Source organism: Micromonospora sp. CNZ285, from assembly GCF_004637285.1.
In genome coordinates, this window is sequence record NZ_SPQD01000001.1 from 2,089,306 (window position 1) to 2,115,115 (window position 25,810).

Sequence of the window (25,810 nt, forward strand, 5' to 3'; positions counted from 1 at the left end):
CACCGGCGGCCGTCCACGGGCCGCCCGGGTCCGCAGTGCTGTGCGGGCCCGGGCCACCTGCTCAGGCCCCGGTGCCGTCCCGGCCGGGCGCGGGGACGGGCCCGGTCGAGTCGCGGACGACCAGTTCGGTCTGGAGCATTACCTGTGCGGTGGTGCGACGGTCGCCGGCCGCCGCGCCCCGGCCCCGGGCGCCGCGTGGCGCGTCGGAGTCGAGTTGCAGCAGCATGTCGACGGCCGTCCGGCCGGCGGCCGCGGTCGGCGTGGCCACCGTCGTCAACTTGGGGCGGGTGAGCCGGCTCAGCGCGATGTCGTCGACGCCGACGACGCTCACGTCGTGCGGCACCCGCGCCCCGATCGCGTCCAGCCCTTCGATCAGGCCGATCGCCATCAGGTCGTTGTAGGCGAGCACGGCGGTGACGCCGCTGCGGCGTACCTGTTCGGCCAGGGCGCCGCCGCCGGTCTCGGTGGGCTGGTTGGGTCCGAGAATGGTCAGGTCCGCTCCCCCGCCCCGGGCGGCGGCGGTCGCGGCGCGGCGCATCTCCCGGGCGGTCCAGGAGCCGCGCGGGCCGCCGAGCAGCGCGATCCGGCGGTGGCCGAGCCCGAGCAGGTGCTCGATCGCGGCCCGGGCGCCCTGCCCGACGTCCATCATCACGCAGGGCAGGCCGGCGACCTGGCGGTTTATCACCACCACCGGGACCTCGCGGCTGACCTGCTCGATCAGGCTGTTGCTCATCCGAGGGCTGCACAGCAGCACGCCGTCGACCTGCTTGGCCAGGGCGTGGACCAGGTCCTCCTCGGCGACCGGGTCCTCGTTGGTGTCGGCCACGAACACGTGGTAGTCGCGGTGCCGGGCCTGCCCCTCCGCCGCCTTGATCAGCGGCGGGAAGAACGGGTTGGCGATGTCGGCCACGATCAGGCCGATGTTGTGCGTACGGCCGGTGATGAGGGCCCGGGCGGCCCGGTTGGGCCGGTAGCCGAGGTCCTCCGCGCAGGCCAGCACCCGGACCCGGGTCTCCGGGTTGACCAGGTGCGGGGCCGAGAACGTCCGGGACACGGTGGAGATGTGCACACCGGAGGCGCGGGCGACGTCCCGGATGGTGGCTGGCACGGCGGGCTCCCTCGTCCGATGTGGTGGGCGTCACGGGTGCCGCCCATTAATGCAAACGGTTGCGCCCGTGTCAACGGTCCATTGTTGCGGCTCGATTGCGCCGGCGTTCCCGCCACGTGCATGAATGCCCATCAATGCGGATGGATAGGACGGCTTGGGCGGCAACCGTTGACGATGCATCCATCGTCATGGTTTCTTCGGCTGCAAACCTTTGCAGCCGACTGGCGGGGAGGCCGACGTCATGTCACCACCGGCCCGGGAACGGGTCCGCCACGCCCTGGTGGGTGCCGGGGCACGCGCCGAGATGTTCGTCCGTGCCCTCGCGCTCGACCACGCCGACACCGCCGAGCTGGTAGCGCTCGCCGACGTCAACCAGACCCGGATGGACGCCCACAACCGCTGGCTGGCCGAGCTGGGCCACCCGCCGGTGCCCACGTACGCCGCCGCCGACTTTCCCGCCATGCTCGCGAAGGAACGGGTCGACGTGGTGCTGGTGACCAGCGTCGACGCCACCCACGACGAGTACGTGACGGCGGCGCTGCGGGCCGGCTGTGACGTGGTCGTGGAGAAGCCGATGACCGTCGACGCGGCACGGTGCCGCCGCATCCTGGACGCGGTCGCCGAGACCGGCCGGCGCGTCACCGTCGCGTTCAACTACCGCTACAACCCGCTGCACGAGCAGTTCCGGCGGCTGCTCGCCGACGGCGCGGTGGGCGAGATCGGGTCGGTGCACTTCGAGTGGCTGCTCGACGTGCGCCACGGCGCCGACTACTTCCGCCGCTGGCACCGCGACAAGTCCGTCTCCGGCGGCCTGCTCGTGCACAAGTCCGGCCACCACTTCGACCTGGTCAACTGGTGGCTGGACGCCCGCCCGGTCGAGGTGCACGCGTACGGCCGGCTGTTCTTCTACGGCGCGGACGGCCGCCGGCACGGCTACGCCCGCGACTACGACCGGGCGCACGGCTCCCCCGCCGCCGACGGCGACCCGTTCGCGCTGCGCCTGGCCGACCACCCGAGGCTGCGCGAGCTGTACCTCGACGCCGAGGCCGAGGACGGCTACCACCGCGACCGCAACGTGTTCGCCCCCGGCGTGACCATCGAGGACGACCTGGCGGTGCTGGCCCGCTACGACACCGGCGCGACGATGACCTACCACCTCACCGCGTACGCCCCCTGGGAGGGCTACCGGGTCATGGTCAACGGCAGCCGGGGCCGCCTCGAGCTGGAGGTGACCGAGAGCGACCACGTCAGCCCGTCCGTCGCCGGTGCCCTCAAGGGCGCGGCGCTGCACGGCGACGAGGCCGCCGTCGAGCAGGGCGCGGCCCGGCTCACGCTGCGCCCGTTCTGGGCGCCGCCGCAGGAGATCCCGGTCGAGGGCTGGACCCGGCGCGGGCACGGCGGCGCGGACGCCCGGATGACCCGGGTGCTGCTCGGCGGCGAACCCGACCCGCTCGGCCGGGCCGCCACCGCCCGCGACGGCGCGCTCGCCCTGCTCACCGGCCTGGCCGCCAACCGCTCGCTGGAGACCGGCGCGCCCGTCCGGGTCGCCGACCTGCTCACCCTGCCCTGACCGAGGAGCCCTCGCTGTGCCGATCATCCCCCGCGGCGACCTGCTGCTGCCCGCCGAGCCCGGGCTGCGCGCCCTGGCCCGCGAGCTGTACGCGCTCGCCGCCGAGCAGCCGCTCATCTCCCCGCACGGGCACGTCGACCCCGGGCTGCTGGCCGAGGACCAGCCGTTCCCCGACCCGGCCCGGCTGCTCATCGTGCCCGACCACTACCTGACCCGGATGCTGCTCAGCCAGGGCGTACCTCCCGCCGACCTGGGCGTGCCGAGCGTCGACGGCAGCCCGGTGGAGACCGACGGGCGGACCATCTGGCGGCGCTTCGCCGCGCACTGGCACCTGTTCCGCGGCACCCCGTCGCGGCTGTGGCTGGAGCAGACGTTCCGGCACGTGTTCGGCGTCGACACGCCGCTGAGCCCGGCCACCGCCGACGCCGTCTACGACGCGCTCGCCGCGCGCCTGGCCGAGCCGGGCTTCCGGCCCCGGGCGCTGTTCGAACGCTTCGGCATCGAGGTGCTCGCCACCACCGAGTCGCCGCTGGACGACCTGGGCCGGCACGCCAAGCTCGCCGCCGACGGCTGGGGCGGGCCGGGCGGCCGGGTGGTCACCACGTTCCGCCCCGACGACGTGGTGGACATGGAGTTCGAGAACTGGGCCGCGAACGTGGACCGGCTCGCCGAGGTCTCCGGCGAGGACACCGGCACGTACGCCGGATACCTGGCCGCGTTGCGGGCACGGCGGGAGGCGTTCGCCGCCGCCGGGGCCACCTCGTCCGACCACGGGCACCCCACCGCCCGTACCCTCGATCTCGGACCGGCGCAGGCCGCGGCGCTGTACGACAAGGGCCGGCGCGGTCTGGCCGACGCCGCCGACGCCGAGGCGTTCCGGGCGCACATGCTGCTGGAGTTCGCCCGGATGTCGCTCGACGACGGCCTGGTGATGCAGCTGCACCCGGGCGCTGTGCGCAACCACAACCGCTGGCTGCACGCCCGGCACGGCCGCGACGTGGGCGGCGACGTGCCGCAGGCCACCGAGTACGTGCACGGCCTCGCGCCGCTGCTCGACGCGCACGGCAACGACCCCCGGCTCACAGTGGTGCTCTACACGCTCGACGAGGACACGTTCACCAGGGAACTCGCGCCGCTCGCCGGCGGGTACGCGGCGCTGCGCCTCGGCGCGCCCTGGTGGTTCCTGGACTCCCCCGAGGTGCTGCGCCGGTTCCGGGAGGCGGTCACCGAGACCGCCGGCTTCTACAACACCGCCGGGTTCGTCGACGACACCCGCGCGTTCTGTTCCATCCCGGTACGCCACGACGTGGCCCGCCGGGTCGACGCCGGCTTCCTCGCCCGCCTCGTCGCCGAACACCGGCTGACCGGGGACGAGGCCGCCGAGACCATCGTCGACCTGGCGTACCGGCTGCCGAAGCAGGTCTTCAAGTTCGGAGGTGGGCCCGCATGACCACAATCGTCGACGTCGAGGTGCACGACGTGCGCTTCCCCACCGCCGCCAGCGGCGACGGCTCGGACGCGATAAACAGGGGCGACTACTCGGCCACGTACGTGGAGCTGACCACCGACGGCGGGCCGACCGGCACCGGGTTCACGTTCACCAACGGCCGGGGCAACGAGATCACCTGCGCGGCGGTCCGCGCGCTCGCCCATCACGTGCGGGGACGCACCGTCGCCGAGATCGCCGCCGAGCCGGTGGCGTTCTGGCGCTCCCTGGCCGCGGACGTGCAACTGCGCTGGCTCGGCCCGGAGAAGGGCGTGATCCACATGGCCACCGGCGCGCTCGTCAACGCGGTGTGGGACCTGCGCGCCAAGCTCGCCGGCAAGCCGATGTGGCGGTTCCTCGCCGAGGCGCCCACCGACGAGCTGGTCGCGACGATCGACTTCCACCACATCACCGACGCGCTCACCCCCGACGAGGCGGCGGCCATCCTCGACAAGGGACGCGACGGCCTGGCCGACCGGCTCGCCGCGCTGGAGCGCGACGGGTTCCCCTCGTACACCACGTCGGTGGGCTGGCTCGGCTACCCGGACGAGCAGGTGCGCGCGCTGACCCGCGACGCGTACGCGCAGGGGTGGCGCGCGATGAAGATGAAGGTCGGCGGGCGGATCGAGGACGACCTGCGACGGGCCCGGATCATCCGGGCCGAGATCGGCCCGGACGCGCTGCTCATGATGGACGCCAACCAGGTGTGGGACGTGGACGAGGCGATCGCCGCGATGGGCGTGCTCGCCGAGGTCGACCCGTACTGGATCGAGGAGCCCACGCACGCCGACGACGTGCTCGGGCACGCCCGGATCGCCCGCGCGGTCACCGAGCTGACCGACGGGCGCTGCCGGGTCGCCACCGGCGAGGTCGCCGCCAACAAGGTGATCTTCAAACAGTTGCTCCAGGCCGAGGCGATCGGCGTGATGCAGATCGACGCCTGCCGGGTCGGCGGCGTGGACGAGGTGCTCGCCGAACTGCTGCTGGCGGCGAAGTTCGGCGTGCCGGTGTGCCCGCACGCCGGCGGCGTCGGCCTGTGCGAGTACGTGCAGCACCTCGCGATCTTCGACCACCTGCGAGTCGGCACGAGCCTCGACGGCCGCATGGTCGAGTACGTCGACCACCTGCACGAACACTTCACCGACCCGGTCCGCACCCGGGGCGGGCGCTACCTGCTGCCCACCGCGCCCGGCTACAGCGCCACCATGCGTCCGGAGTCGATCGCGCGGTTCCGCTTCCCGGACGGCCCGGCATGGCGCTGACCCCCGACCGGCTCGGCCTGGCCACGCTGCGCCACCTGCCGCCGGAGTCCCGGCCGCTGCTGCGCCCCGGCACCGTACCGGCCGGCATCGTCCACCTCGGCCTCGGCGCGTTCCACCGCGCCCACCAGGCCGTGCACACCGAGGCGGCGGTCGGCGCGGCCGGCGGCGACTGGGGCATCATCGGCGTCGCGCCGCGCAGCACCGACGTGGTCGACGCCCTCGCCTCGCAGGACTGCCTGTTCAGCGTCACCACGCTCGCCGCCGACGACGCGGCCACCCGGGTGGTCGGCGCGCTCGCCGGGGTACGGCACGCCGCGAGCGACCCGGACGCGGTGGCCGGCCTGCTCGCCGACCCGGCGATCCGGGTGGTCACGCTGACGGTGACCGAGAAGGCGTACCGGCTTGATCCGGTGACCGCCGCGCTGACTGTGGACGCGGACCTGACCGCCGACCTCACCACCGGCCGTCCCCCGCGTACCGTGCCGGGCCTGCTGGTCCGCGGGCTGCTCGCCCGCGCCGCCGCCGACGCCGGGCCGATCGCGCTGGTGAGCTGCGACAACCTGCCCGCGAACGGGCGGCGGCTACGCGGGCTGGTCGAGCAGTGCCTCGCGCTGGCCCGGGTGCCGGACGCGAGCGCCGAACGGGTGCTGGCGGCGGTGACCTGCCCCGGCACCATGGTGGACCGGATCGTGCCGGCCAGCACCGACGCCACGCGGGACACCGCGCGGCGGGCGCTGGGCGTGACCGACCTGGCGGCGGTCGCCGCCGAACCGTGGTCGCAGTGGGTGATCGAGGACGACTTCCCCGGCGGCCGTCCGGCCTGGGAACGCTCCGGCGCGATCCTCACCGGCGACGCCGGCCCGTGGGAGCGGCTGAAACTGCGGGCACTCAACGGCGTGCACTCCGCCACCGCGTACCTCGGTGCGCTCGCCGGCGCGGAGACGGTGGCCGAGGCGCTGACGCTGCCGCACCTGGACGCGGTGCTGCGGCGGCTGCTCGCCGAGGAGATCGCGCCGAGCTTCACCCCGCCGCCCGGCGCCGACGTGGCCGACTACGGCGAGCAGGTACTCGCCCGTTTCGGCAACCCGGCGATCCGGTACCGCACGACGCAGGTCGCCATGGACGGCTCGCAGAAGCTGCCGCAGCGGGTGCTGCACACCGTCGCCGACCTGCGGGCCGCCGGCCGGTCGGCGCGGTGGAGCGCGCTCGTGGTGGCCGCCTGGCTGCGGTTCCTGCTCGGGTACGCCGACGACGGCCGGCCGCTGCCGCTGGACGACCCGCTCGCCGACCGGCTGCGCGCCGCGCTGGCCGCCGGAGCGCACACCCCGGCCGGGGTGGTGGACGCGGTCTTCGCGCTGCGCGAGGTGTTCCCCGCCGGCCTGGCCGCCGACGAGGAGTTCCGCGCCGACGTGACCGGCTGGCTCACCGCGCTGGAACGCCACGGCGTCCGGGCCACGCTGGCGGACGCCCGGTGACCGGCGGCGGGCCGGGGACGCCCGGCGGGCGGCGACCGGGCGGGGGCCGCCGGTGAGCGCCGGCGGGCCGCCGCGGGTGGCGCTGATCGGGGCGAACGGGCACGGCCGCTGGCACCGCCGGGCCATCGCGGAGCTGCACGCGGCCGGGCGGGCGCGCCTTGTCGCGCTGGTCGACGTACGCCCGCTGGAGGCCGAACCGGACGCGCCGGTCCCACCGGAGGCGGCCGTCCTCACCGACCACCGGACGATGCTCGCCGACTCCCGGCCCGACGTGGTGGTGGTCTGCACGCCGCCGCACACCCACCTGCCGATCGCGCTCGACGTGCTCGCCGCCGGGGCGGACCTGCTGCTGGAGAAGCCGCCGGTGCTCGACCTCGCCGAGCACCGGACGCTCGCCGACGCCGCGACCGCCGCCGGCCGGGCCGTGCAGGTCAACTTCCAGGCGCTCGGTTCGCCCGCGCTCACCGAGCTGACCGGCGCGCTCGGGCGGGTCGGCCCGGTCACCGGCATCGCCACGCTCGCCGCCTGGCAACGCCCGGACGCCTACTACGCCCGCTCCCCCTGGGCGGGGCGGCGGTCGGTCGACGGCCGCCCGGCGCTGGACGGCGCGCTGGCGAACCCGCTCGCGCACGCGCTCATGCAGTGCCTCGCCGTCGCCGAATCGGTCACCGGCGCGCCGGTGCGGCCGGCCCGGATCGAGGTGGAGCGCTACCGGGTCCGCCCGATCGAGGTGGACGACACGACCGTGCTGCGGCTGACCCCGCACGCCGGGCCGCCGGTGCTGGCCGCGCTCACCCTCGCCGCCGAGCAGCACGTCCCCGGGGAGGTGCTCGTCACCGGCGAGCGAGGGCGGGCGGTGCTGGAGTACCCGACCGACCGGCTGCGGCTACCCGGCGACGACGCGCTCCGCCCGGTGCCCGGCCGCCGGGGGCTGCTGGCGAACCTGCTCGACCACCGCGCGGACGGCACGCCGCTGATCGCGCCGCTGGCGCGTACCGAGCCGTTCACCGCGGTGCTGGACGCGCTGCGGGACGCACCCGTCCCGGCGCTGCTCGACGGGGACCTGGTGCGCGAGGCGGGCGACGGCCTGCAGCGGGTGCGGATGGTGCGGGGCGTCGGCGCGGTGCTGCGGGCCGCCGCGGAAACCGGCGCGCTGCCGTCCGAGGCGGGCGTGCCGTGGGCGGTCCCGCCGTACGTGGTGGACCTGCCCGCGCAGTGAATGTCCCCGAGAGAACGGAACGAGTCATGCGTACCCGAACCGCAGTCGTCGCGGCGCTGGCCGCCGCGCTCGTCCTCACCACCACCGCGCCCGCGCCCGCCGCACCCGGTCAGCCGTCCCGGGCCGCCGAGCTGATCGGCCGCCAGGCCCTTCCCGCGAACGACGGCTGGGCCGCCGCGGGCACCGGCACCACCGGCGGGTCGGCCGCCGCGCCGGACCGGGTACGCGTCGTGCGGACCCGCGCCGAGCTGGTCGCCGCGCTCGGCGGCGACAACGCCACGAACGCCGCCGACGCCACCCCCAAGATCGTGTACGTGGCCGGGACAGTCGACGGTTTCGAGGGACCGGACGGCACGCCGCTGGACTGCGCCGACCTCGCCGACCCGGAGTACTCGCTGCCCGCTTACCTGGCCGCGTACGACCCGGCGACCTGGGGCCGGGTCAACCCGAGCGGACCGCTGGAGGCCGCCCGGGTGCGGTCGGTGGCCGAGCAGACCCGGCAGACGCAGATCAACGTCGGCGCCAACACCACGATCGTCGGGCTGCGCGGCGCCCGGCTCACCGGCCTGACGCTGATGATCGACCGGGTGGACAACGTGATCGTGCGCAACATCGAGTTCGCCGACGCCCGGGACTGCTTCCCGGCCTGGTCCCCCACCGACGGCGACACGGGCAACTGGAACTCCCAGTACGACCAGATCTCCGTGCGTCGCAGCGAGCACGTCTGGATCGACCACAACACGTTCACCGACGGCGACAACCCGGACAGCGCGCAGCCCGTCTACTTCGGCCGGCCCTACCAGGTGCACGACGGCTCGGTGGACGTCACGCACACCGCCAGCCTGGTCACCGTGTCCTGGAACCGGTTCACCGGCCGGGACAAGGTGATGCTGATCGGCTCGTCGAACACGGTCGGCCCGGACGTGGGCCGGCTCAACGTCACGGTGCGGCACAACCTGTTCGACGGCACGCTGCAACGGCTGCCCCGGGTGCGGTTCGGCCAGGTCGACGTGCACGAGAACCACTACCGGCTCGGCGGGCCCGGCTTCGCGTACGCCCTCGGCGTCGGCGTGCAGTCCGCGCTGTACGCGGAGAACAACTTCTTCACGCTCACCGGCGACACCACCCCCGCCGACCTGCTCTACGACTGGGGTGGCACCGCGCTGACCGAGCGGGACAGCTGGGTCCGGCAGGGTGACCGCCTGCCCCGGCCGGTGGACCTGCGCGCCGCGTACAACGCCGTCCACGACCCGGACCTCGGCGGCGACGCCGGATGGACGCCCACGCTGCGCGCCGCCCGGCCGCTGCCGGCCCCGCTGGTCCCGTTCGTCGTGGACGTCTGGGCGGGAGCCGGGCGGCTGCCGCTCTGACCTGCGCCTAAGCCTGCACGCGCACCACCTCGACGCCGTCGGGACAACCGCGACCGCTCGTCCCGGGCCGGCGTCCCCTCGGGGGCGCCGGCCCGCCCCGTTGCCGCCTCTGCCGGGCCGCCGGCTGACACGCCGCCGCCGATGCGCGATGATCACGTTGACGGACATCGCCGCCGGGGGAATGAACCGGCGGCCACCGGGGACAACAGGGTGAGAATCAGGCGGTGAGAGCGCGAGTGGGCGCCCAGGCCCGGGGACGGGCACGGGACGGAGGGCCGGACGTGACGGGTGGGACATCCGGCGACGTCGGCCCGGTCCTCACCATCGACCTGCCGGCCGACCCGGCCCGGCTCGCCGCCACCCGGGAACGGTTGCGCGGCTGGCTGCACGCCCAGGGCGTCAGCGACTGGGACGTCGACACCGTGCTCATCGCCACCGGCGAGGCATGCGCCAACGCCATCGAGCACGGCTACCGCTTCGCCCCGGAGGGCATCACCACGCTGCGGGCCGAGCTGCGCGGCGACCGGCTGGAGATCGAGGTACGCGACCGGGGCGGCTGGCGCGCGGCCGACGGCGACGACAGCGGCGACCGGGGGCGCGGGCGGCTGATCATGGCGCGGGTGATGGACGAGGCCACCATCGTCGGCACGCCGGAGGGCACCTGCGTACGCCTGGTCAAGCGCCTCACCGGCGACGTGAGCGGCCCGGCGGGCACCGGATCTAGCGAAGATCAGCTATAAGGGACGCATGGAGTTCCCCGCGTACCTCGCCACCATGCCGATGCACGCGATCACCGAGATCCACGGTGAGCCCGGCCTGCTGGCCCGGTTCCGGCTGGAGATCGAGGCGTTCGACGAGACCGCCCGCGACCGGCTGACCGAGGCGCTCGACCTGGCCGCCGACCTGCACCGCGACGACCGGCGGGTACGCGAGCCGTACCTCAACCACCTGCTGCGGGTGGCGATCCGGCTGATGCACCACTACCAGGTGCGGGACGTGGACGTGATCGTCGCCGGGCTGCTGCACGACGCGGTCGAGGACCACCCCGCCGAGTTGGCCGGGCTCGACACCGAGTCGGGAGCCGAGGCGACTCCGGCGGCGCTCGCCGCGCTGTCGAACCGGTTCGGCTCGCGGGTCGCCCGGCTGGTCGCGGCGGTCACCAACCCGGCGTACGACCCGGGGCGGGACCGCGACGAGCAGTACCGGGAGCACGTGGCGGCGAGCCTCGAGCGGGAACCCTGGGCCCGGGTGATCAAGGTGTCCGACTTCACCGACAACGGCGTGGGCGTGATCCACACGGTCGGGCCGAAGGTGACCCGCGCCGCCACCAAGTACCGCCCGCTGGTGCCGGTCTTCCGTGACCTGGTCGCCCGGCCTGACACGCCGCTGTCGGCGCCGGTGAAGCAGCACATCCTCGCCCAGCTCGACCTGGCCGAGGAGCGCTTCAGCGCCATCCTCGACCAGCCCGCCTGACCCCCATCCCACCCTTCCGTTCCCGCCCTCCCCTCCCCTCCCCTCCCCTCCTCTCGCCCCGCCCCGCCCTCTCGGCGTTGATCAAGGAGTTTGTGTCGCTGTGAGGGCCTGATCCGGACGCAAAGTCCTTGATCACCGCCCGGTCCGCGGGTGGCGGGTGCGGGTGATGGGTTGCGGGGGGGGTCAGTCGGCGGGGGGTGGGGCGCCGACGTGGCCGCCGAGCACGGCGGCGACCCGGTCACGCAGGGCGCGCAGCCGGGCCGGGTGGTCGCGCAGCACCACCCGCAGCGTCTCGTGGCCACCGGCGGCGACCGCGCCCAGCACGTCGAGCAGCGTGCCGAGCTGGGCGGGCGGCTCGTCGGCGAGCAGGTCCGCCGCGTCGGTCACGACCAGCGTCAGCGGACCGGCGTCGAGGCGGTCGGCGAGCGCGTCGGCGAGGGCGTCCCAGTTGCGGCCGTACCAGCCGGGCAGCTCCAGCGCCCCGGCCAGCGTCTCGTGCAGCCCGGCCCGGGTGCGGGCCTGCGCGCCGGAGACCGGCACACCGTCCGGCTCGGGCGGCGTGCCGTCGTACACGAGCCAGGCCGGCGGCTGCGCGGACGCTGCGCCCATGGTCCGTCCTTTCCCGACGGCGCCGGCCGGGCGTAGCGCCCGGCCGGCGCCGAGGCTGCTCAGAGCCGGTAGAAGTTGGCGTAGTGGTCGGGCGAGAACCAGGTCGCCCCGGTGCTCTTGTTGACCACGATCCGGTACGCGTCCCGGGAGGCGTTGCAGGCACGCGGGTACACGTCGTACTCGTAGTAGGTGGCGCCGGTGGGCAACTGTCCCTCGTAGTTGTAGAACCGGCCGCCGGCGAAGTTGCACTGGCCGCCGCTCCACGAGTACCAGCCACGGCTGGTCGGGAAGCTCTTCGCGGACCAGCCGGACCGCGCGGTGCGCGCGTCCGCGCAGCGGGACTGTGTGCAGGAGCCGTAGACGGCTGCCGCGGCGGGTTCGGCGAGGCGGGTGGAGACCGTCGACGGTGCGACGAGCGCGGCGGCGGCAACGGCGGTGACCAGGGCGGACGCGGCGAGGGCGCGGCGGACGCGGGTGACGGCGGCGCGGAACGGGGTCAAGGGATCCTCCTTGAACGGGACGACAGCGCATCGATCGGCATTAATGGCCGATCGATGCTCAGTCTGTCGAGGATCCTGCCCGCCGTACAGTCCCGATCCGGCGACGGCGCCCCGAACCCCGCGTGAACACACGGTGGCGGGTGCGGACGGACGAAAGAGGCCGCCCGTCCGCACCCGCCGTGTGGATCAGTGCGTGAACGCCTGGAACTCGGCGATCCGCACGTTCTGCGCCTGCGGGCTGGCGGTGGCGCAGTCGGTCGCCGCCCGCGGGTCGTCGTCCTGCTCACCGGCGTAGTCCGGCGCGCCCGTGCACTGGTTGGTCAGCACCTCGACGCGCAGGTGCGTGGCCTTGGTACGCGGGATGTCGAACGACCGCATGATCAGCTCGGGCGCCCGGGGACGCGGCGCCACAGCCGGGAACGCGTCCGGCCGGCTCGTGTAGACCGGCCGGAAGTCCGCCGCGTCGGCGCAGGTCACCGGCCCGGTCGCGGTGCACGCCAGGACCCGGAACTGCCGCACCGCGGAGTACCGGCTCTGGGTGCCGGCGTCCGCGTCACCGGCCACCGGCGGGCGCAGCATGGCGCTCACCTGCACCCGGCGTACCTGCTGGACGCCACCGGCCAGGTCGACTGTGACCTGCCGGCCGGCTACCGGCGCGCCGAGCGCGGCCCAGTTGGTGGCCTCGTCGTCGTCGGCGATCTGCGGCAGGTTGATCCCGTCACCGGTGACCGCCGCGCCCGCGGTGGCCGAGGCCAGGTTGGGCCGCAACGTCACCGGCAGCGTCCGGTTCTGACCCGCCTTGACGGTCACCGGGCCGATCCGGGTGTGGCCGTAGCCGGGCGCCCGCACCACGAACTCGTACGTGCCGGGCACGAGTTCGACCCGGTCGGTGAGCGGGGTGGCGGCGTCGGTGTCCGCCACTGGCACGGCCCGCGCCTGGTAGCGCCCGACGAACAGCTGCGCGCCGGCCACCGGCCCGCGCTCGCCGACCGGCAGGAAGCGCAGCGCGGCCTCCCGCGCGTACGGCGAGGTGAAGCCCGGCGTGGGGTCGGCGTCGGTGTGGCCGACGCTGGCCGCGGTCTCGCCGAGGCCGCGCTTGGCGAACGCGTTCCACAGCAGGTCCTGGTTGGCCCCGCCGAAGCGGATCCGGTCGGCGGCGAGCATCGCGTCCCGGGCGTCGACCATGCTGACCTGGCTGACCGACATCAGCAGGAACGAGTCGAAGACCAGCTGGATCCAGCGCCGGTTACCCGGGCAGGCGGTCACGTCGCGGGCGCCGGTGGCGCACGCCTTCTGGATCGCCGGGGTGCCGCTGCCCCACCGGCGCATCATGGCCGCCCGGATGTCGGTGTTGGTGGCGCTCCACACCTCACCGGAGGCGTGCACCTGGAGGCCGACGAAGTCGTAGTCGACCGAGCTGTAGTTGAGCGGGCTGTCGCTCATGTTGTAGTTGCGGATACCCGCGTTCGGGTCCCCGGTGGTGTACTCGCCGATGGTGAAGCCGCGCCGGCCGGGTGCGGCGTACCCGTGCTCGAAGAGGTACTCCATGGCGAGCTGGTCGGACCAGCTCTCGCTCATGCCCTGCGGCGAGCTGACCCCGGCGCTCGGGCCGGCGATCATGCGGTTGGTGACCGCGTGGCCGTACTCGTGGGCGATCACCGACATGTCGAAGTCGCCGTCGACGCACGGCGCGTAGAACGAGCCCGCCATGGGCTGCCACAGGTACATGTTCGTGGTCGGCGCGACGCCGTCCGGCGGCGTGATCTGGTTGGCGTTGTTGCGGGCCGCGAAGTTGGGCGGGCCGCCGCTGACCCCGCCGGCCTGGGCGTTGCCCTGCTCGGGGTCGTTACCGAGCCCGCCGCGGCCGAGGTTGTCCTGCTGCATGTTCCAGGTCTCCTCGGTGAACCCGAGGTGGTAGGTCCAGTCGTGCATCCGGTTGTGCATGGCGAACAGGTTCGCCCGCGCCGCGTCGATGTCGTTCGCCTGCGGCGACGTGAACACCTCCGGGTTGCAGCGCTGCTCCTGCCACTGGTTCGTCCACGGGTAGTCGTACCGGCGGTCCGGGCGGGGCGTCGCGGTCTCGGTGCCGACGCTGAACGGGTCGTTGCTGAACCAGTTCTGCACGGCGATCGCGTTGTTGCCCTTGGTCGTGGTGGTGGACTGGCCGGTGGCCGGGTCCACGTCCCACGCCGGGTGCCCGGGCACGCCCACCACCTCGGCGCAGCCGCTCGCCGGCACGGCGCACCACCGCTTGCGGGTGTCGACCGAGGACCTGTCGACGCGCGGCGAGTTCGGGAAGACCTCCCACGAGGGGTGGTCGGCGTCGTGGTCGATCAGGTCCTCGCGGACCAGCACGGCGCCGTCGCGGGCGTCCACGTAGGTGGCGTAGGCGGCCGGGTCCGCGCCGGTGGTGTCCGCGCCGAGCACCACCTCCCACGCCGCGCGCGGCCCACGGTCCGCGGTGGGCACCGCGACCAATGAGGTACGCACGACCTGCGCGTCGGCGCGGCCGGCGTCGGCGATGGCGGCCGTGCGGGCCTGCTCGGCGCTGATCGTGGCGGGGGCGGGCGTACCGGCGTCGCGGGCGAGCGAGGAGCTGACGTGCCACACCGCTCCGTCGCGTACACCGACCGACAGCATGCCGTCGACGGCGGCCGGCAGGTCGCCGAAGCGCTGCCGGAACAGGACGGTCGCGCCCTGCCCCATCGGCGCCACGGTGAGCAGCTCCAGCGCGGCGGCGCCCTCGGCGGTCAGGCCCAGCACGTCCCGGTTGGCTGCGACGTACGCGCGCGCGGCGGCGGCCGGGTCGGCGGGCAGCCCGGTAGCCAGGGGCTTGCCGGTCGAGGTGAGCGTGGCGGGCGTACCGAAGTCGGTCCAGCGCACACGCGCGCCGAGCGCGGCGGCGCGGTCGCGCTGCCGGTCGCTGGCGAGAACGCGGCCCTTGCGGTTGTCAGTGGCCTTGGTGTCGTGCCGGTCGCCCGGCAGGTGGTCGGGTGGCGCCTGGGTACGGGTCTGTTCCCGGGGTGCCGCCTGGCCGCCGCCAGCGGCGGTCAGGACCAGCCCGGCTGCCAGCAGCAGCGCGGTGGTCCCCGTCAACGCACGGGATGGTGTGCGCACGGTCCCTCCTGTCATCGTCGAACGGCGATGTCCGTTCCGCCATCCGACCAGGATGATCAACCGTCCGACACCATCCGAACATCCATAAATGTTGCTGCGTCGATTTCTCGGCGCCCGTTAACAGAGATGCGCCACCCACCCGGCACGTCGACAGAGCCACCGGCGCTCCGCACCGAGTCCTCGTCGGAACGTTGTCGAAGTTCTTCTCAATCCCATCCGACAGAGGCCGCCGATCCTCCTACCCGCATCGCCGGGATCTTGAAGCTCTCACCAGTTGCGTAGACCACGCGGAACCCGAGGTGGTGCGCCAACGGCGCCCATCGCGCGGAGGCAACGAGCTGCTGAACGCTGTTGACCTTCCCGCTATTGACGAGCCTGTCCAAGAGCACCGTCTCGAAGGCTGCCGCTTCGATCCAGTTGACCTGTTTTGTGAAGCCGCACATCATCGCGGCGCCGGTCTGGCTCAGGAACTCGACCATGTCGGCGTCAGACCCTCGAAGGACCGAACAAGCCCCGATGTAGATTCGCTTGCCGCTCCACGCACCCGCCGCCCACTCCGCCAGTTCGGCGAGGCTCGTTGACTCTTTTTGCGACAGCCATAGCTGACGGGGGGAGCCATGCAACGCGAAGAACCCGACCTCGAACGAGGCGTACCTGGCCAAGGACCACTGTCCGAGAAGGTACCGCAGTTGATCGCGGGTGACGGCGCTCCGATGAATAGCTCGGAGGCTACCCAGCCCTTCTAGCAGCTCCAACATCGGCCTCACAGACCAGCGCTTGGTCAAGTCTGGATGCCATTCGCCCTCAACACAGAAGACGCCTTTGCGCGTCGGCAAACGGATCTCCCCACGGTCACCGAAACTGCAACGGTACGGGGCACCGAGACGCAATCTCCATCCCGGAAAACGTCCTAGCTGGATGGCCGATCGTCGCTTGCATCCAGAGCCGAGGACTGGCGCTGCAACAACACCGCAGGGGTCGCTCTACTGGACTTTGGGAGTAGGCGCCTCACCTGCTCCACCGACCCCCCGCGGACACCTAAGGGACGTCTCGTAACTGGGTGAAGGCGTTGCGTGGGATGGGGCCGGTGGTCAGCCGGCGAGGATGATGTTGTGGAGGTTGGCGATGCCGGAAGCGGCGTCGGTCAATGTGTGGGCGGCGCGGCGGTAGTCGCGCAGGATCTTGAAGCACTTCATCCTGGCCAGGGCGTGTTCGACCCCTGCTCGGACGGTGCGGTGTTCGATGTTGAGGGCTTCCTTCCAGTCCGGCAGTGTGCTGCCGTCGGTGGGCTTGCGGTACGGCATGATCACCTCGGGGTTGCCGCGGTAGCCGCCGTCGGCCATCACCGGCCGCCCGTCCAGCTTCTCGGCAATGCCGGAGGTGCGGTAGACGATGGTGTCGTTGCGGTTGCCGGGCTGCGGGTCGCCGACGGCGATGACCAGGCGGGTGGAGGCGTCGATGGCGACCTGCAGGTTCGTTGAGTACCGGTAGTTCTTGCTCCGGGCTGCCAGGCGGTGATCGCGGGTGGGGATCAGGGTGCCGTCGACGATGGCGATCTGCTCGACCGGCCGTTTACGCACCGGCGCCAGGGCCAGCAGCGGCGCGAGGGTGTCGATGACCCGGTGCGCTGCGGAGTGCGACACCCCGAACAGCGGGCCGATCTGCCGCATGGTCAGGTTCGTGCGCCAGTAGGTGGCGACCAGCAGCACCCGATCGGCGAGATCCAGGGCCCACTGCCGACCCGGCCGGCCGTCGGCGATGCCGTCCCCGCCGCGTTCGGCGACCAGCCGGACCAGCTTGCAGAACTGGGCGGGCTGCAGCCCAGTGAACGGGAAGATCCAGTCAGGGTTGGCTGCGGTGATCACCTGCACCCAGGGATCCTGACCGATCGTCCTGACTAGACAGACACCGGGGTTACGAGACGTCCCTTAGGCTCTGCCGCGCTGCGCGGTAGAAGCCGTCACGGCCGACGTCGGCCCGATGAATCATCCCCGATACGTCCGTTGGGGGAAGGGGAAGCGCACGCGCCGCCGACTCGATGTCGCGCACGGCGTGCCGCCACTCAGCAGCAGCGCGGACGGTGATCTCATCACCAAGGAGCAGCACCGCCTCCCAGGCCAGGGTATGCCGGACATCCGCCTCCGCCAGCCGAACCAGTCCTTCATTCCGGTCCAGCGCCGGTCGCCTCGCGTTGGGCCGATGCTCTCCGAGCATCCGGGTGGCCACGGCGTGGATCTCTTTGACCGCTTTCGTCAATTCCACATATGCGTCAAGACGCCGCTCGTCCCATCTGACCGTCTGCGTCCGGCGCCACCGGGTTCGCTCGTTCAGGCCCGTGGCGAGCATCGTGCCCACAGTGCCGACCAGGACACCGAGCAGAGCGGGTAACTGCGTCGCCAGGATCTCCAGCACGTTCACCAACCGCCATCCCGCCTGAATTCTGTGGATCACCACGCTATCGCGGGTTGGCGGCTCGTATGGGGCTCGACACGACCCGCGACTGCGCCGTGTGGATGCGGGTCGGACGGGATCGGCCCCTATGGCTGCGGCATCCAAAGTCTCGGATCGGTGATGAAGATGCCCTTGCCTCGGTGCCGCCGGATCACGCCGAGCGCTTCCAACCGCACGTAGACCATCAGTCTTGCGTGCCGGCGAACAGCGTCCAGGCGTCGATCTCGGTCGGTGCCAGCGGCCGCGCCGGCAGGTAGGACGCCAGGTCGCGGAAGTCCGCCACTGCGTTGTGCACGCACACCGCGAGCGAGAAGTGCAGCAGTTCCCGCGCCACGTGCGCGTCGGGCGCCGTGACGTCGTCGAGCAGCGGGCTGCGTACGTCGAGCGCGAACACCACGTGACAGGCGCTCTGGTCGGCCTTCACGACGCAGTAGTAGCGCCCCGCCTCGGCCAGCCGGTTGCGGATGTTCGCCCAGGCCATCGCCCCGGAGATGTCCGGCACGTCGGCGCCGGCCGCGCAGGCCATCCGGAACACCCAGCGGGCCGGATCCTCGGGTGACACCGCGCCGTAGACCAGCACCAGGCCGCCGCGGTGGAACACGGCGAAGCCCTGCACGTCCGGGCTGAGGTGCAGGAAGTCCGGCGCCCAGACCCGGTCGTACTGCCGCTCGGCGAGGGACCGCATGAACTGCACGGTCCGGCCGGCGGCGCGGCGAGCGTCAACACCCATGCGTTCTGGTCCTCCCCGAAGGATCACGGAAATTCACGCTATGGAGCGGCACGGACACGGATCAAGGTGTGCCGATCGAGTCTGGATGGTCGGTCCCGTGAACGGGACCGAACCCGCTCCGAGTCCCACGGATAGGACTACGGGGCGGCTCCTCCGATCGGTCAACACCCGACGCGCGGCTGCGCACGTACACCGGTCGGGGTTGTTAGCGTGGATCGCGGACCGCCACGGCGGTCCGGCCACCCCTCGCCCGACGGCCCGCGCGTCCCGGTGACGCCGCGGGACGCGGTGCGGCGATCCGGCATGGAGGGGGTGCGATGACCGCGGTGCCGGAGGGGCCCGCGCCGGGCGGCGGCCGGCCGAAGCCCGGCGCGCCGGTGGACAGCCGGCGGCGGCGGTGGGCCGGGCGGGCGCGGGCGCTGGGCGAGGCGGCGCGCGTGCGGACCCGGCGCTTCTGGGACGGCGCGCAGCCGACGCTGCGGCAGCTCTGGTGGACCGAGGAGCCGGTGACGCCGGTCACGACCGTCGACCGGCGCGTTCCGGAGCCGCTCGCGGTGCCGGCGCAGGGCCAGGTGTACGTGTTCCTGGTCCGCGCCACCTACACCTGGTCGTCGGAGACGGCCCGGCCGGAGCTGTTCGGCTGGTACGTGGACTACTTCCAGCAGCAGGCCACGCAACGCCTGAACCGTCTGGCCGTGCGGTGCGCGGCGGAGGTGCCACCGCACCGTCCGCGCGACCTGCACGCCGCGTTGATCGCCGCGCTCGCCGACGAGGACCCGCCGCCCTGGACGTACGCGCGCGGCGAGGTGACGTTCGCCTGCGAGCCGGACGTGACCGTCCATCTGGACGAGCGGGTGCGCAAGCTGCTCCAGCCGTACTGGGAGCAGCGCATCGCGCTGGAGTGCGAGCGTGACCTGGCCCGGCGCCGCGCCGAGTACGCCGAGGAACGCGACAGGCGCGAACGGCCGGCGGCGGCGCGAGCCGGGAAGGACGGCGAGCCGGCCGCCACGGCACCGCCTGCCGACGGGACCGGGCCGGCGGGCGCGGCACGGGACGCGCGAGGGATGCCGAGCGAGGCGGGGCGGGCGCGGCGTGGATCGAGGCCGGGCGGGCCGGTGGAGTCGTTCACCCCGTTGGAGCCGCTGCTCCCCCCGCCCGCGCCGCGCACGGCTCCGGAACAGCGGCCCCGCCCGGACGAGCCGGAGCCGCCCCAGGTCTGAGCCGGGACGGACACCGGGTCTGAGCCGGGACGGTCAGCCCGGGACGGCGGCCGTGTCGGGGCGGGCCTGGCGGGCGGCCAGGTACGCGGCCAGCCCGGTGCCGTCCTCGGTGTCAGCAGCCGTTGGTGCTGGTCTGGTTGCGCTTCAGCCCGTCGGACCAGGTGACGCCCTGGACCACGGCCACCACCACGCTGCCGTCGTGGATCTGCTCGTAGTGCAGGTGCGGGCTGAGGTCGTACTTCGCCGACGTCGCGCCGACCCGGCCGATGACGTCGCCGCGCTTCACGGTGTCGCCCTTGGACACCGCGCGCGAGTCGAGGTGGGCGTACCGGGTGCGCCAGCCGTCGCCGTGACCGATGACGATGGTGTTGCCGTAGCCGGAGGTGGTGGAGTAGTACGACTCCAGCACGGTGCCGGCGGCGCTGGCGACGGTCCGGCGACCGAGGTCGTCGGGGCTGCCGTTGGCGTTGTAGTGATTCCAGTCGATGGCGTGGGCGGGGCTGTGCCCGTTCCAGTTGTTGCCCTGCCAGGTCTGGCCGCACAGGAACGGCATCCGGAAGCCCGGCCGGGCGGCCTGCGCGGGCTGCACGCCGAGCATCGCCCCGGCGACGACAGCGGTCGTGAGCAGCGCCGGCACGCGCCACCGGGCGGCGGTGGTCATCAGCGACATCGTTCCCCTCCTCGTATCGAGTGATCCGGGTCGATGCTAGGGGCGGTGCGGAGATCAGGTAAATACCTACAGGGATGAATGCCTGACCAAAACTTTCCTACGCTCAGCCGACCAGGGCGGCATAGCGGCCGCGCCGGTCCAGCAGCGCGTCGTGGGTGCCTGATTCGACGATGCGGCCGTGGTCGAGCACGGCGATATGGTCGGCGTCGCGAACGGTGGAGAGCCGGTGCGCGATGGTCACCACGGTGCGGCCCCGGGCCAGCTCGTCCAGCGCCCGCTGGACCGCGCGCTCGGTCTCGGTGTCCAGCGCGCTCGTCGCCTCGTCCAGCACCAGGATCCGCGGGTCGCGCAGCAAGGTCCGGGCGATCGCCAGGCGCTGCTGCTCGCCGCCGGAGAACCGGTGGCCGCGCGAGCCGACCATGGTGTCGTAGCCCTCGGGCAGCGCGGTGACGAGGTCGTGGATGCGGGCGGCACGGGCGGCGGCCTCGATGTCGGCGTCGGTGGCGTCCGGGCGGGCGTACCGGAGGTTGTCCCGCACGGTGCCGTGCAGCAGGTACGTCTCCTGGCTGACCACGCCCACGACGGCGGCCAGGTCGGCCGGGCGCAGGTCGCGCAGGTCGATCCCGTCGATGGTGATGCGGCCGGCGTCCGGGTCGTGCAGCCGGCTGATCAGCGCGGCGAGCGTGCTCTTGCCGGAGCCGGTCTCCCCCACCAGGGCGAGGCTGGTGCCGGCCGGGACGTCCAGGCTGACGCCCGCGAGGGCGGCCGTGTCGCTGCCCGGGTAGCTGAAGGTGACGTCCTCGACGCGCAGGTGGCCGCGGGCGGTGGCCGGGTCGAGCGGGACCGGCCGGGCCGGCTCGGCGACCTCGACGGGCAGGTCGAGGTATTCGAAGATGCGGGCGAACAGCGCCAGTGACGCGGTGAGCGTGACGCCGACGTTGAGCAGGCCCATCAGCGGCCGGAACAGGTTGCCCTGCAGCGCGGTGAACGCGACGAGCGTGCCGATGGTGAGCGTGCCGGCGGTGCCGGGCAGGCCGGCGCTCAGGTAGATCACCGCGGGGATGGCGGCGAAGACGATGCTCATGGCGGCCATCCGCCAGCGTCCGGCCAGCTCCGAGCGCAGTTCCAGGTCGACCAGGCGGGCCGAGGAGGCGGTGAACCGGTCGACCAGGGCCGGGCCGGTGCCGAGCGTCTTGGCCAGCCGCACGCCGCTCACCGACAGCCCCTCCTCGATGGTCACGGTGAGGTCGGCCAGTTCGCGCTGGCGCTGGGCGGTGATCTCCCGGCGCAGCCGGGCGACCCGGCGGGTGAGCCAGAGCGCGGGCGGAAGCACGACCGCCGAGACGAGGGTGAGGCGCCAGCTCAGCGCCAGCATGGCGATGGTGGTGGCGACCACTGTGGTGAGGTTGGCGGCGATCGAGGTGGCGGTGGAGGTGACCACCGACTGCATACCGCCGATGTCGTTGGTGATGCGCGACTGCACCTCGCCGGTGCGGGTGCGGACGAAGAAGCCGATCGACTGCCGCTGGAGGTGGGCGAAGACGTCGGCGCGCAGCCGGTGCATGACCTCCTGGCCGACGCGGGTGGAGATCCAGGTCTGGGCGACGCCGAGCACCGCGGTGACCGCTGCGACCGCGACCATGCCCGCGACCAGCCAGGCCAGCAGCGTCAGGTCACGCTCGGGCAGGGCCCTGTCGATCACGGTACGCAGCAGGAACGGCGTGGCCATCGCGATGATCGAGGACGCCACGATGATCGCCACCACGGTGGCGAGCGGGCCGCGGTGTGCGGTGAACAGGCCGCCGATGCGGCGCAGAGACACGTCGCGGGCCTGGGCCTTCTCGGCGGGGGAAACGGTCCGGCCGTCACGGCGGCCGTCGGGGATGCGATCCAACTGTGCTCCTCATGCAGGGGGACAATACTGAGGTTACCTCAACATGAGGGAACAACACGAAAGGCTGGTACCGTATTCCCCGTGAACGGCAGCGACGAGAGCCTGGCCGAGACGTTCTGGGCGGTGACCCGCCGGCTGCGGCACCAGACCAAGCGCGCGCTGGAGCCGTGGGAGATCAGCCCCGGGCAGGCGCGGGCGCTCGGCGTGCTGATGCGTCACGGCGCGCTGCGACCCGGTGCGCTCGCCGAGCACCTGCGCATCGCGCCGCGCTCGGCCACCGAGGTGGTCGACGGGTTGCAGGAGCGAGGGCTGGTCGAGCGCCGGCCGGACCCGGGCGACAGGCGGGCCACGCTGGTCGCCCCCACCGCCGAGGGCGAGCGGGTGGGCACCGCGATCCGGCAGGCGCGGGCCACCGAGGCGGAACGGTTCTTCGGCGCGCTCGCACCGGACGACCGGGCCGAGCTGACCCGCATCCTGCGCCTGCTGCGCGAGGATTAGGTCTCCGACTTCCCCGGTTTCACCCGTTCCGGGTGAGGCGACAGGCCCCGTGGCGGGGAATAGCGCCATCGGGAGGAGGGCCGATGGTCGACGCCACCGAAGAGTTCTTCCGGAGCCTGGGGCAGCGCAGGCAGCGCAGGCAGCGCGGGCTGACAGCGCTGCACGAGGGCACCGTCCGGTTCGACATCGCCGGCGACGGGTCGGTCGACCACTGGCTGGTCTCCATCGCCAGGGGCGAGGTCACCGCGGCGCGGCAGGCCACCGGCGGGGACGCGGTCGTCCGCGCGGACCGGGCCGTCTTCGACCGGATCGCGCGGGGCGAGGCGTACTTCCTGACCACAGTCCTGCGCGGCGAGGCCGAGGTGGAGGGCAGCCCGCGGCTGTTCGCGACAGTACGCCGGCTGTTCCCCTCCCCGCCCGGCTCGCGCCCGGAACGACACCGGGGAGACGACGATGGGTGACGACCGCGTCGGCATCTTCGATGGGACGATCTTCCTGGTCTGTGACCGGGCGGGCGACATCGTCCCGGCGGCCGACGCCACCCACGGCCTGTTCGCCCACGACACCCGTCTGCTGTCCCGGTGGCAGCTCACCATCGACGGCGAGCGGCTCAGCACGCTGTCCATCGACGACATCCAGTACTTCGAGAACCGGTTCTACCTGGTCCCGGGCAGTCAGGACGTCTACGTCAACAGCACGCTCGAGGTGCGCCGGACCCACCGGCTGGACACCGGACTCCAGGAGGACCTGCTCCTGGTCAACAACGACCGGCGGCCCGTCGACCTGACCGTGCGGATCGAGGCGGACGCGGACTTCGCGGACCTCTTCGCGGTCAAGGAGGGCACGACGAACCGCGAGGGGCGGCACTACCGGCGGGTCGACGGTCCGCGACTCGTCCTGGGTTACCAGCGCGGACGCTACCGCCGCGAGACGATCGTGTCCGCGACGACTCCGGCGGAGGTGGACGAGAACGGCCTGACGCTGCGCGTGCACATCGAACCGCACGGCCGGTGGCAGACCCGGCTGACCGCCGAGCCGGACCTCCCCCTGCCCCGAGGGCTGGAGCGGCTCAGCCTGCCCGGGCGGGTCGAGGGCCACGCCCGGAACAAGCCCGCCGAGCTTCGGGAATGGCTGGACCGGGCGCCGCGCCTGGAGACCAGCTGGGGACCGCTGCAGAACACGTACCGGCAGAGCCTCATCGACCTGGCCGCGCTGCGGTTCAGCCCGTTCCTCGCCGGAGCGGGGTGCGTCCTGGCCGCCGGGTTGCCCTGGTTCATGTGCCTGTTCGGCCGCGACAGCATCCTCACCAGTCTCCAGGCGCTGCCGTTCGCCCCCGAACTCGCCGCCACCACGCTGACAGTGCTCGCCTTCCGCCAGGGCAGCCGGATCGACGACTTCCGGGAGGAGGAGCCGGGCCGGATCCTGCACGAGATGCGCTACGGCGAGCTGACCGTCTTCGACGAGACACCGCACAGCCCCTACTTCGGCAGCGCGGACGCCACTCCCCTGTTCCTCGTGCTGCTCGACGAGTACGAGCGGTGGACCGGCGACGCCGCCCTCGTCCGCGCGGTGGAGCAGGAGGCGCGGGCGGCCGTCGACTGGATCGACCACTACGCCGACCGGGCCGGCAACGGGTACGTCTCCTACGAGCGGCGCAACCCGGTCAACGGTCTGGAGAACCAGTGCTGGAAGGACTCCTGGGACAGCATCTGCTACCGCGACGGCCGGCTGCCGGGCTTCCCGCGCGCCACCTGCGAACTCCAGGGGTACGCGTACGACGCGAAGGTGCGCACCGCCCGGCTGGCCCGCGAGATCTGGCACGACCCGGCGTACGCGGACCGGCTGGAGCGGGAAGCAGCCGACCTCAAGCGCCGCTTCAACCACGACTTCTGGATCGACGACGGCGAGTACATGGCGCTGGCGCTGGACGGCGACGGCAGCAAGGTGGACGCCCTGTCGTCGAACATCGGCCACCTGCTGTGGAGCGGCATCGTCGAGGAGCCGAAGGCCGAAGCCCTGGTGCGGCACCTGATGTCACCGGCGATGTTCAGCGGCTGGGGTGTCCGCACGCTGGCCGAGGGCGAGGCCCGCTACAACCCGGTCGGCTACCACGTCGGGACCATCTGGCCGTTCGACAACTCGTTCATCGCCTGGGGTCTGCGGCGCTACGGGTACGCCGACGAGGCGGCCCGCGTCGCGGCCGGCATCCTGGACGCGGCGGCGTTCTACGACGGCCGGCTGCCGGAGGCGTTCGCCGGGCATGCCCGGTCCGAGACCCGCTACCCGATCCGGTATCCGACCGCGTGCAGCCCGCAGGCCTGGTCGGCCGGTGCGCCGCTGCTGCTCCTGCGGACGATGCTCGGCCTCCGGCCGGTCGGCGACGATCTCGTGGCCCGGCCCGCCCTGCCTGCTAGCCTCGACTACGTGGCGTTGCTCGACGTCCCCGGCCGCTGGGGGCGGCTGGACGCCTTCGGCAGGAGCACCGCCGCCGGCGGCCTGAGCCGCTACGAGCTGGCGCCGCAGCAGCTCTCCGCACCCTGACGGGATCGACATGCAGCGCATCGACTGGGGGCACACCGCGGTCGTGGGCGTCCACTGGCAACACGAGGTGGTCAGCCCGGACGGCGTCTTCGGCCCGTTCTTCGCCGACCAGGTGGCCCGGCACGGCGTGGCCGCGAACGCGGCGCGGGTCGCCGCCGCCGCGCGGGCCGCGGGCGGCCTCGTGGTGTTCACCCGGGTCGCGTACCGGCCCGGCTATCCGGACCTCATCGCCAACACCCCGAGCTTCGCGATGATCAGGGAGCGCGGGGCGTTCCTGGAGGGCGACCCGAAGACCCGGATCGTCGACGAGGTCGCGCGGCAGCCGGACGACGTGGTCGTCACCTCCACCCGGCTCGGCGGATTCTCCGGCACCGAGCTGGACGTGATCCTGCGCGGCCGGGGCGTGCGGACCGTGGTGTTCACCGGCGTCGCGACGAACCTGGCCGTCGCCGCGACCGCCTACCAGGCGGTCGACAACGGGTACCGCATCGTCACCGTCTCCGACGCGTGCACGGCGGCCACCGACGAGCTGCACGACGCCTACCTGAGCACGCTGGGCCAGCTCGGCGAGGTCGCCGCCACCGGCGAGATCGCCTGACCGGCCGCCGGGAGCACTC

At 73.1% G+C, this 25,810-nt stretch carries 23 protein-coding genes; 13 read left to right on the plus strand and 10 right to left on the minus strand.

Going from position 1 to position 25,810, the window contains the following annotated elements:
- Positions 1-61: 61 nt before the first annotated feature.
- A complete protein-coding gene (locus tag CLT75_RS09665; RefSeq protein WP_135240483.1) occupies positions 62-1,108 on the minus strand; it encodes a LacI family DNA-binding transcriptional regulator in 1,047 nt (348 codons plus the stop codon).
- Positions 1,109-1,349: 241 nt separating this feature from the next.
- Between CLT75_RS09665 and CLT75_RS09670 the strand changes: the two genes are divergently transcribed.
- The 8 genes from CLT75_RS09670 (at position 1,350) to CLT75_RS09705 (ending at position 10,963) form a co-directional block, all read left to right on the plus strand.
- Positions 1,350-2,678, plus strand: a complete 1,329-nt coding sequence (locus CLT75_RS09670) for a Gfo/Idh/MocA family protein (RefSeq protein ID WP_135240484.1) — start codon at positions 1,350-1,352, stop codon at positions 2,676-2,678.
- A 16-nt stretch (positions 2,679-2,694) separates the two neighbouring features.
- Positions 2,695-4,128 carry a glucuronate isomerase gene (gene uxaC, locus CLT75_RS09675; protein WP_135240485.1) on the plus strand — a complete coding sequence of 478 codons (1,434 nt, stop codon included), beginning with the start codon at positions 2,695-2,697 and terminating at the stop codon, positions 4,126-4,128.
- A complete protein-coding gene (locus CLT75_RS09680) occupies positions 4,125-5,426 on the plus strand; it encodes an enolase C-terminal domain-like protein (RefSeq protein ID WP_135240486.1) in 1,302 nt (433 codons plus the stop codon). The genes uxaC and CLT75_RS09680 overlap by 4 nt, the downstream gene beginning before the upstream one ends.
- Entirely contained in the window at positions 5,417-6,901 is a 1,485-nt protein-coding gene (locus CLT75_RS09685; protein WP_135240487.1) for a mannitol dehydrogenase family protein, read from the plus strand. The genes CLT75_RS09680 and CLT75_RS09685 overlap by 10 nt, the downstream gene beginning before the upstream one ends.
- Positions 6,902-6,953: 52 nt before the next feature.
- Entirely contained in the window at positions 6,954-8,120 is a 1,167-nt protein-coding gene (locus CLT75_RS09690) for a Gfo/Idh/MocA family protein (protein WP_135240488.1), read from the plus strand.
- A 26-nt stretch (positions 8,121-8,146) separates the two neighbouring features.
- Entirely contained in the window at positions 8,147-9,490 is a 1,344-nt protein-coding gene (locus tag CLT75_RS09695) for a pectate lyase family protein (RefSeq protein WP_135240489.1), read from the plus strand.
- Between the two features lie 281 nt (positions 9,491-9,771).
- Complete coding sequence (locus tag CLT75_RS09700) at positions 9,772-10,230, plus strand: ATP-binding protein (RefSeq protein WP_135240490.1); 459 nt, start codon at positions 9,772-9,774, stop codon at positions 10,228-10,230.
- 7 nt (positions 10,231-10,237) lie between these two features.
- Positions 10,238-10,963, plus strand: a complete 726-nt coding sequence (locus CLT75_RS09705) for an HD domain-containing protein (protein ID WP_135240491.1) — start codon at positions 10,238-10,240, stop codon at positions 10,961-10,963.
- 183 nt (positions 10,964-11,146) lie between these two features.
- Here the strand turns inward: CLT75_RS09705 and CLT75_RS09710 are convergent, their stop codons facing one another.
- From CLT75_RS09710 to CLT75_RS33115, 7 genes are all read right to left on the minus strand, one after another.
- Complete coding sequence (locus tag CLT75_RS09710; RefSeq protein WP_135240492.1) at positions 11,147-11,572, minus strand: barstar family protein; 426 nt, start codon at positions 11,570-11,572, stop codon at positions 11,147-11,149.
- Between the two features lie 59 nt (positions 11,573-11,631).
- Positions 11,632-12,072 carry a ribonuclease domain-containing protein gene (locus CLT75_RS09715; protein ID WP_135240493.1) on the minus strand — a complete coding sequence of 147 codons (441 nt, stop codon included), beginning with the start codon at positions 12,070-12,072 and terminating at the stop codon, positions 11,632-11,634.
- A gap of 186 nt (positions 12,073-12,258) precedes the next feature.
- Entirely contained in the window at positions 12,259-15,168 is a 2,910-nt protein-coding gene (locus tag CLT75_RS09720) for a M36 family metallopeptidase (protein ID WP_486485109.1), read from the minus strand.
- A 227-nt stretch (positions 15,169-15,395) separates the two neighbouring features.
- The gene (locus CLT75_RS09725) at positions 15,396-16,079 is read right to left on the minus strand and encodes a DUF6642 family protein (RefSeq protein ID WP_486485110.1); all 684 of its coding nucleotides are present in this window, start codon (positions 16,077-16,079) and stop codon (positions 15,396-15,398) included.
- Positions 16,080-16,280: 201 nt separating this feature from the next.
- Entirely contained in the window at positions 16,281-17,060 is a 780-nt protein-coding gene (locus CLT75_RS09730; RefSeq protein WP_030275477.1) for an IS5/IS1182 family transposase, read from the minus strand.
- A gap of 43 nt (positions 17,061-17,103) precedes the next feature.
- On the minus strand, positions 17,104-17,607 hold the full coding sequence (locus CLT75_RS09735; RefSeq protein WP_486485337.1) for a hypothetical protein: 504 nt from the start codon (positions 17,605-17,607) through the stop codon (positions 17,104-17,106).
- Positions 17,608-17,726: 119 nt separating this feature from the next.
- Positions 17,727-17,939: a hypothetical protein gene (locus tag CLT75_RS33115; protein ID WP_486485111.1), complete on the minus strand. Its 213-nt coding sequence runs from the start codon at positions 17,937-17,939 to the stop codon at positions 17,727-17,729.
- A gap of 748 nt (positions 17,940-18,687) precedes the next feature.
- Between CLT75_RS33115 and CLT75_RS09750 the strand changes: the two genes are divergently transcribed.
- A complete protein-coding gene (locus CLT75_RS09750) occupies positions 18,688-19,590 on the plus strand; it encodes a hypothetical protein (protein ID WP_135240498.1) in 903 nt (300 codons plus the stop codon).
- A gap of 112 nt (positions 19,591-19,702) precedes the next feature.
- On the opposite strand, the gene CLT75_RS09755 is transcribed toward CLT75_RS09750, so the two are convergent.
- Together CLT75_RS09755 and CLT75_RS09760 are read right to left on the minus strand one after the other, a co-directional pair.
- Positions 19,703-20,260 carry a M23 family metallopeptidase gene (locus CLT75_RS09755; protein WP_135240499.1) on the minus strand — a complete coding sequence of 186 codons (558 nt, stop codon included), beginning with the start codon at positions 20,258-20,260 and terminating at the stop codon, positions 19,703-19,705.
- A gap of 103 nt (positions 20,261-20,363) precedes the next feature.
- A complete protein-coding gene (locus CLT75_RS09760) occupies positions 20,364-22,154 on the minus strand; it encodes an ABC transporter ATP-binding protein (protein WP_135240500.1) in 1,791 nt (596 codons plus the stop codon).
- A gap of 81 nt (positions 22,155-22,235) precedes the next feature.
- On the opposite strand from CLT75_RS09760, the gene CLT75_RS09765 reads away from it, so the two are divergent.
- The 4 genes from CLT75_RS09765 (at position 22,236) to CLT75_RS09780 (ending at position 25,791) form a co-directional block, all read left to right on the plus strand.
- Positions 22,236-22,652 (plus strand): MarR family winged helix-turn-helix transcriptional regulator, encoded by a 417-nt coding sequence (locus CLT75_RS09765; protein WP_013286718.1) that lies wholly within the window; start codon positions 22,236-22,238, stop codon positions 22,650-22,652.
- 83 nt (positions 22,653-22,735) lie between these two features.
- The gene (locus CLT75_RS09770) at positions 22,736-23,113 is read left to right on the plus strand and encodes an SCP2 sterol-binding domain-containing protein (RefSeq protein ID WP_135240501.1); all 378 of its coding nucleotides are present in this window, start codon (positions 22,736-22,738) and stop codon (positions 23,111-23,113) included.
- A complete protein-coding gene (locus CLT75_RS09775) occupies positions 23,106-25,193 on the plus strand; it encodes a glycogen debranching N-terminal domain-containing protein (RefSeq protein ID WP_135240502.1) in 2,088 nt (695 codons plus the stop codon). Before CLT75_RS09770 ends, CLT75_RS09775 begins: the two co-directional genes overlap by 8 nt.
- A gap of 10 nt (positions 25,194-25,203) precedes the next feature.
- Positions 25,204-25,791 carry a cysteine hydrolase family protein gene (locus CLT75_RS09780; RefSeq protein ID WP_135240503.1) on the plus strand — a complete coding sequence of 196 codons (588 nt, stop codon included), beginning with the start codon at positions 25,204-25,206 and terminating at the stop codon, positions 25,789-25,791.
- Positions 25,792-25,810: the final 19 nt, after the last annotated feature.

Coding starts and splice junctions, on each gene's coding strand:
- CLT75_RS09670 (WP_135240484.1), top strand. CDS start 1,350: ATGTCACCACCGGCCCGGGAACGGGTCCGCCACGCCCTGGTGGGTGCC.
- CLT75_RS09680 (WP_135240486.1), top strand. CDS start 4,125: ATGACCACAATCGTCGACGTCGAGGTGCACGACGTGCGCTTCCCCACC.
- CLT75_RS09685 (WP_135240487.1), top strand. CDS start 5,417: ATGGCGCTGACCCCCGACCGGCTCGGCCTGGCCACGCTGCGCCACCTG.
- CLT75_RS09695 (WP_135240489.1), top strand. CDS start 8,147: ATGCGTACCCGAACCGCAGTCGTCGCGGCGCTGGCCGCCGCGCTCGTC.
- CLT75_RS09705 (WP_135240491.1), top strand. CDS start 10,238: ATGGAGTTCCCCGCGTACCTCGCCACCATGCCGATGCACGCGATCACC.
- CLT75_RS09710 (WP_135240492.1), bottom strand. CDS start 11,572: ATGGGCGCAGCGTCCGCGCAGCCGCCGGCCTGGCTCGTGTACGACGGC.
- CLT75_RS09750 (WP_135240498.1), top strand. CDS start 18,688: ATGACCGCGGTGCCGGAGGGGCCCGCGCCGGGCGGCGGCCGGCCGAAG.
- CLT75_RS09755 (WP_135240499.1), bottom strand. CDS start 20,260: ATGTCGCTGATGACCACCGCCGCCCGGTGGCGCGTGCCGGCGCTGCTC.
- CLT75_RS09770 (WP_135240501.1), top strand. CDS start 22,736: ATGGTCGACGCCACCGAAGAGTTCTTCCGGAGCCTGGGGCAGCGCAGG.
- CLT75_RS09775 (WP_135240502.1), top strand. CDS start 23,106: ATGGGTGACGACCGCGTCGGCATCTTCGATGGGACGATCTTCCTGGTC.
- CLT75_RS09780 (WP_135240503.1), top strand. CDS start 25,204: ATGCAGCGCATCGACTGGGGGCACACCGCGGTCGTGGGCGTCCACTGG.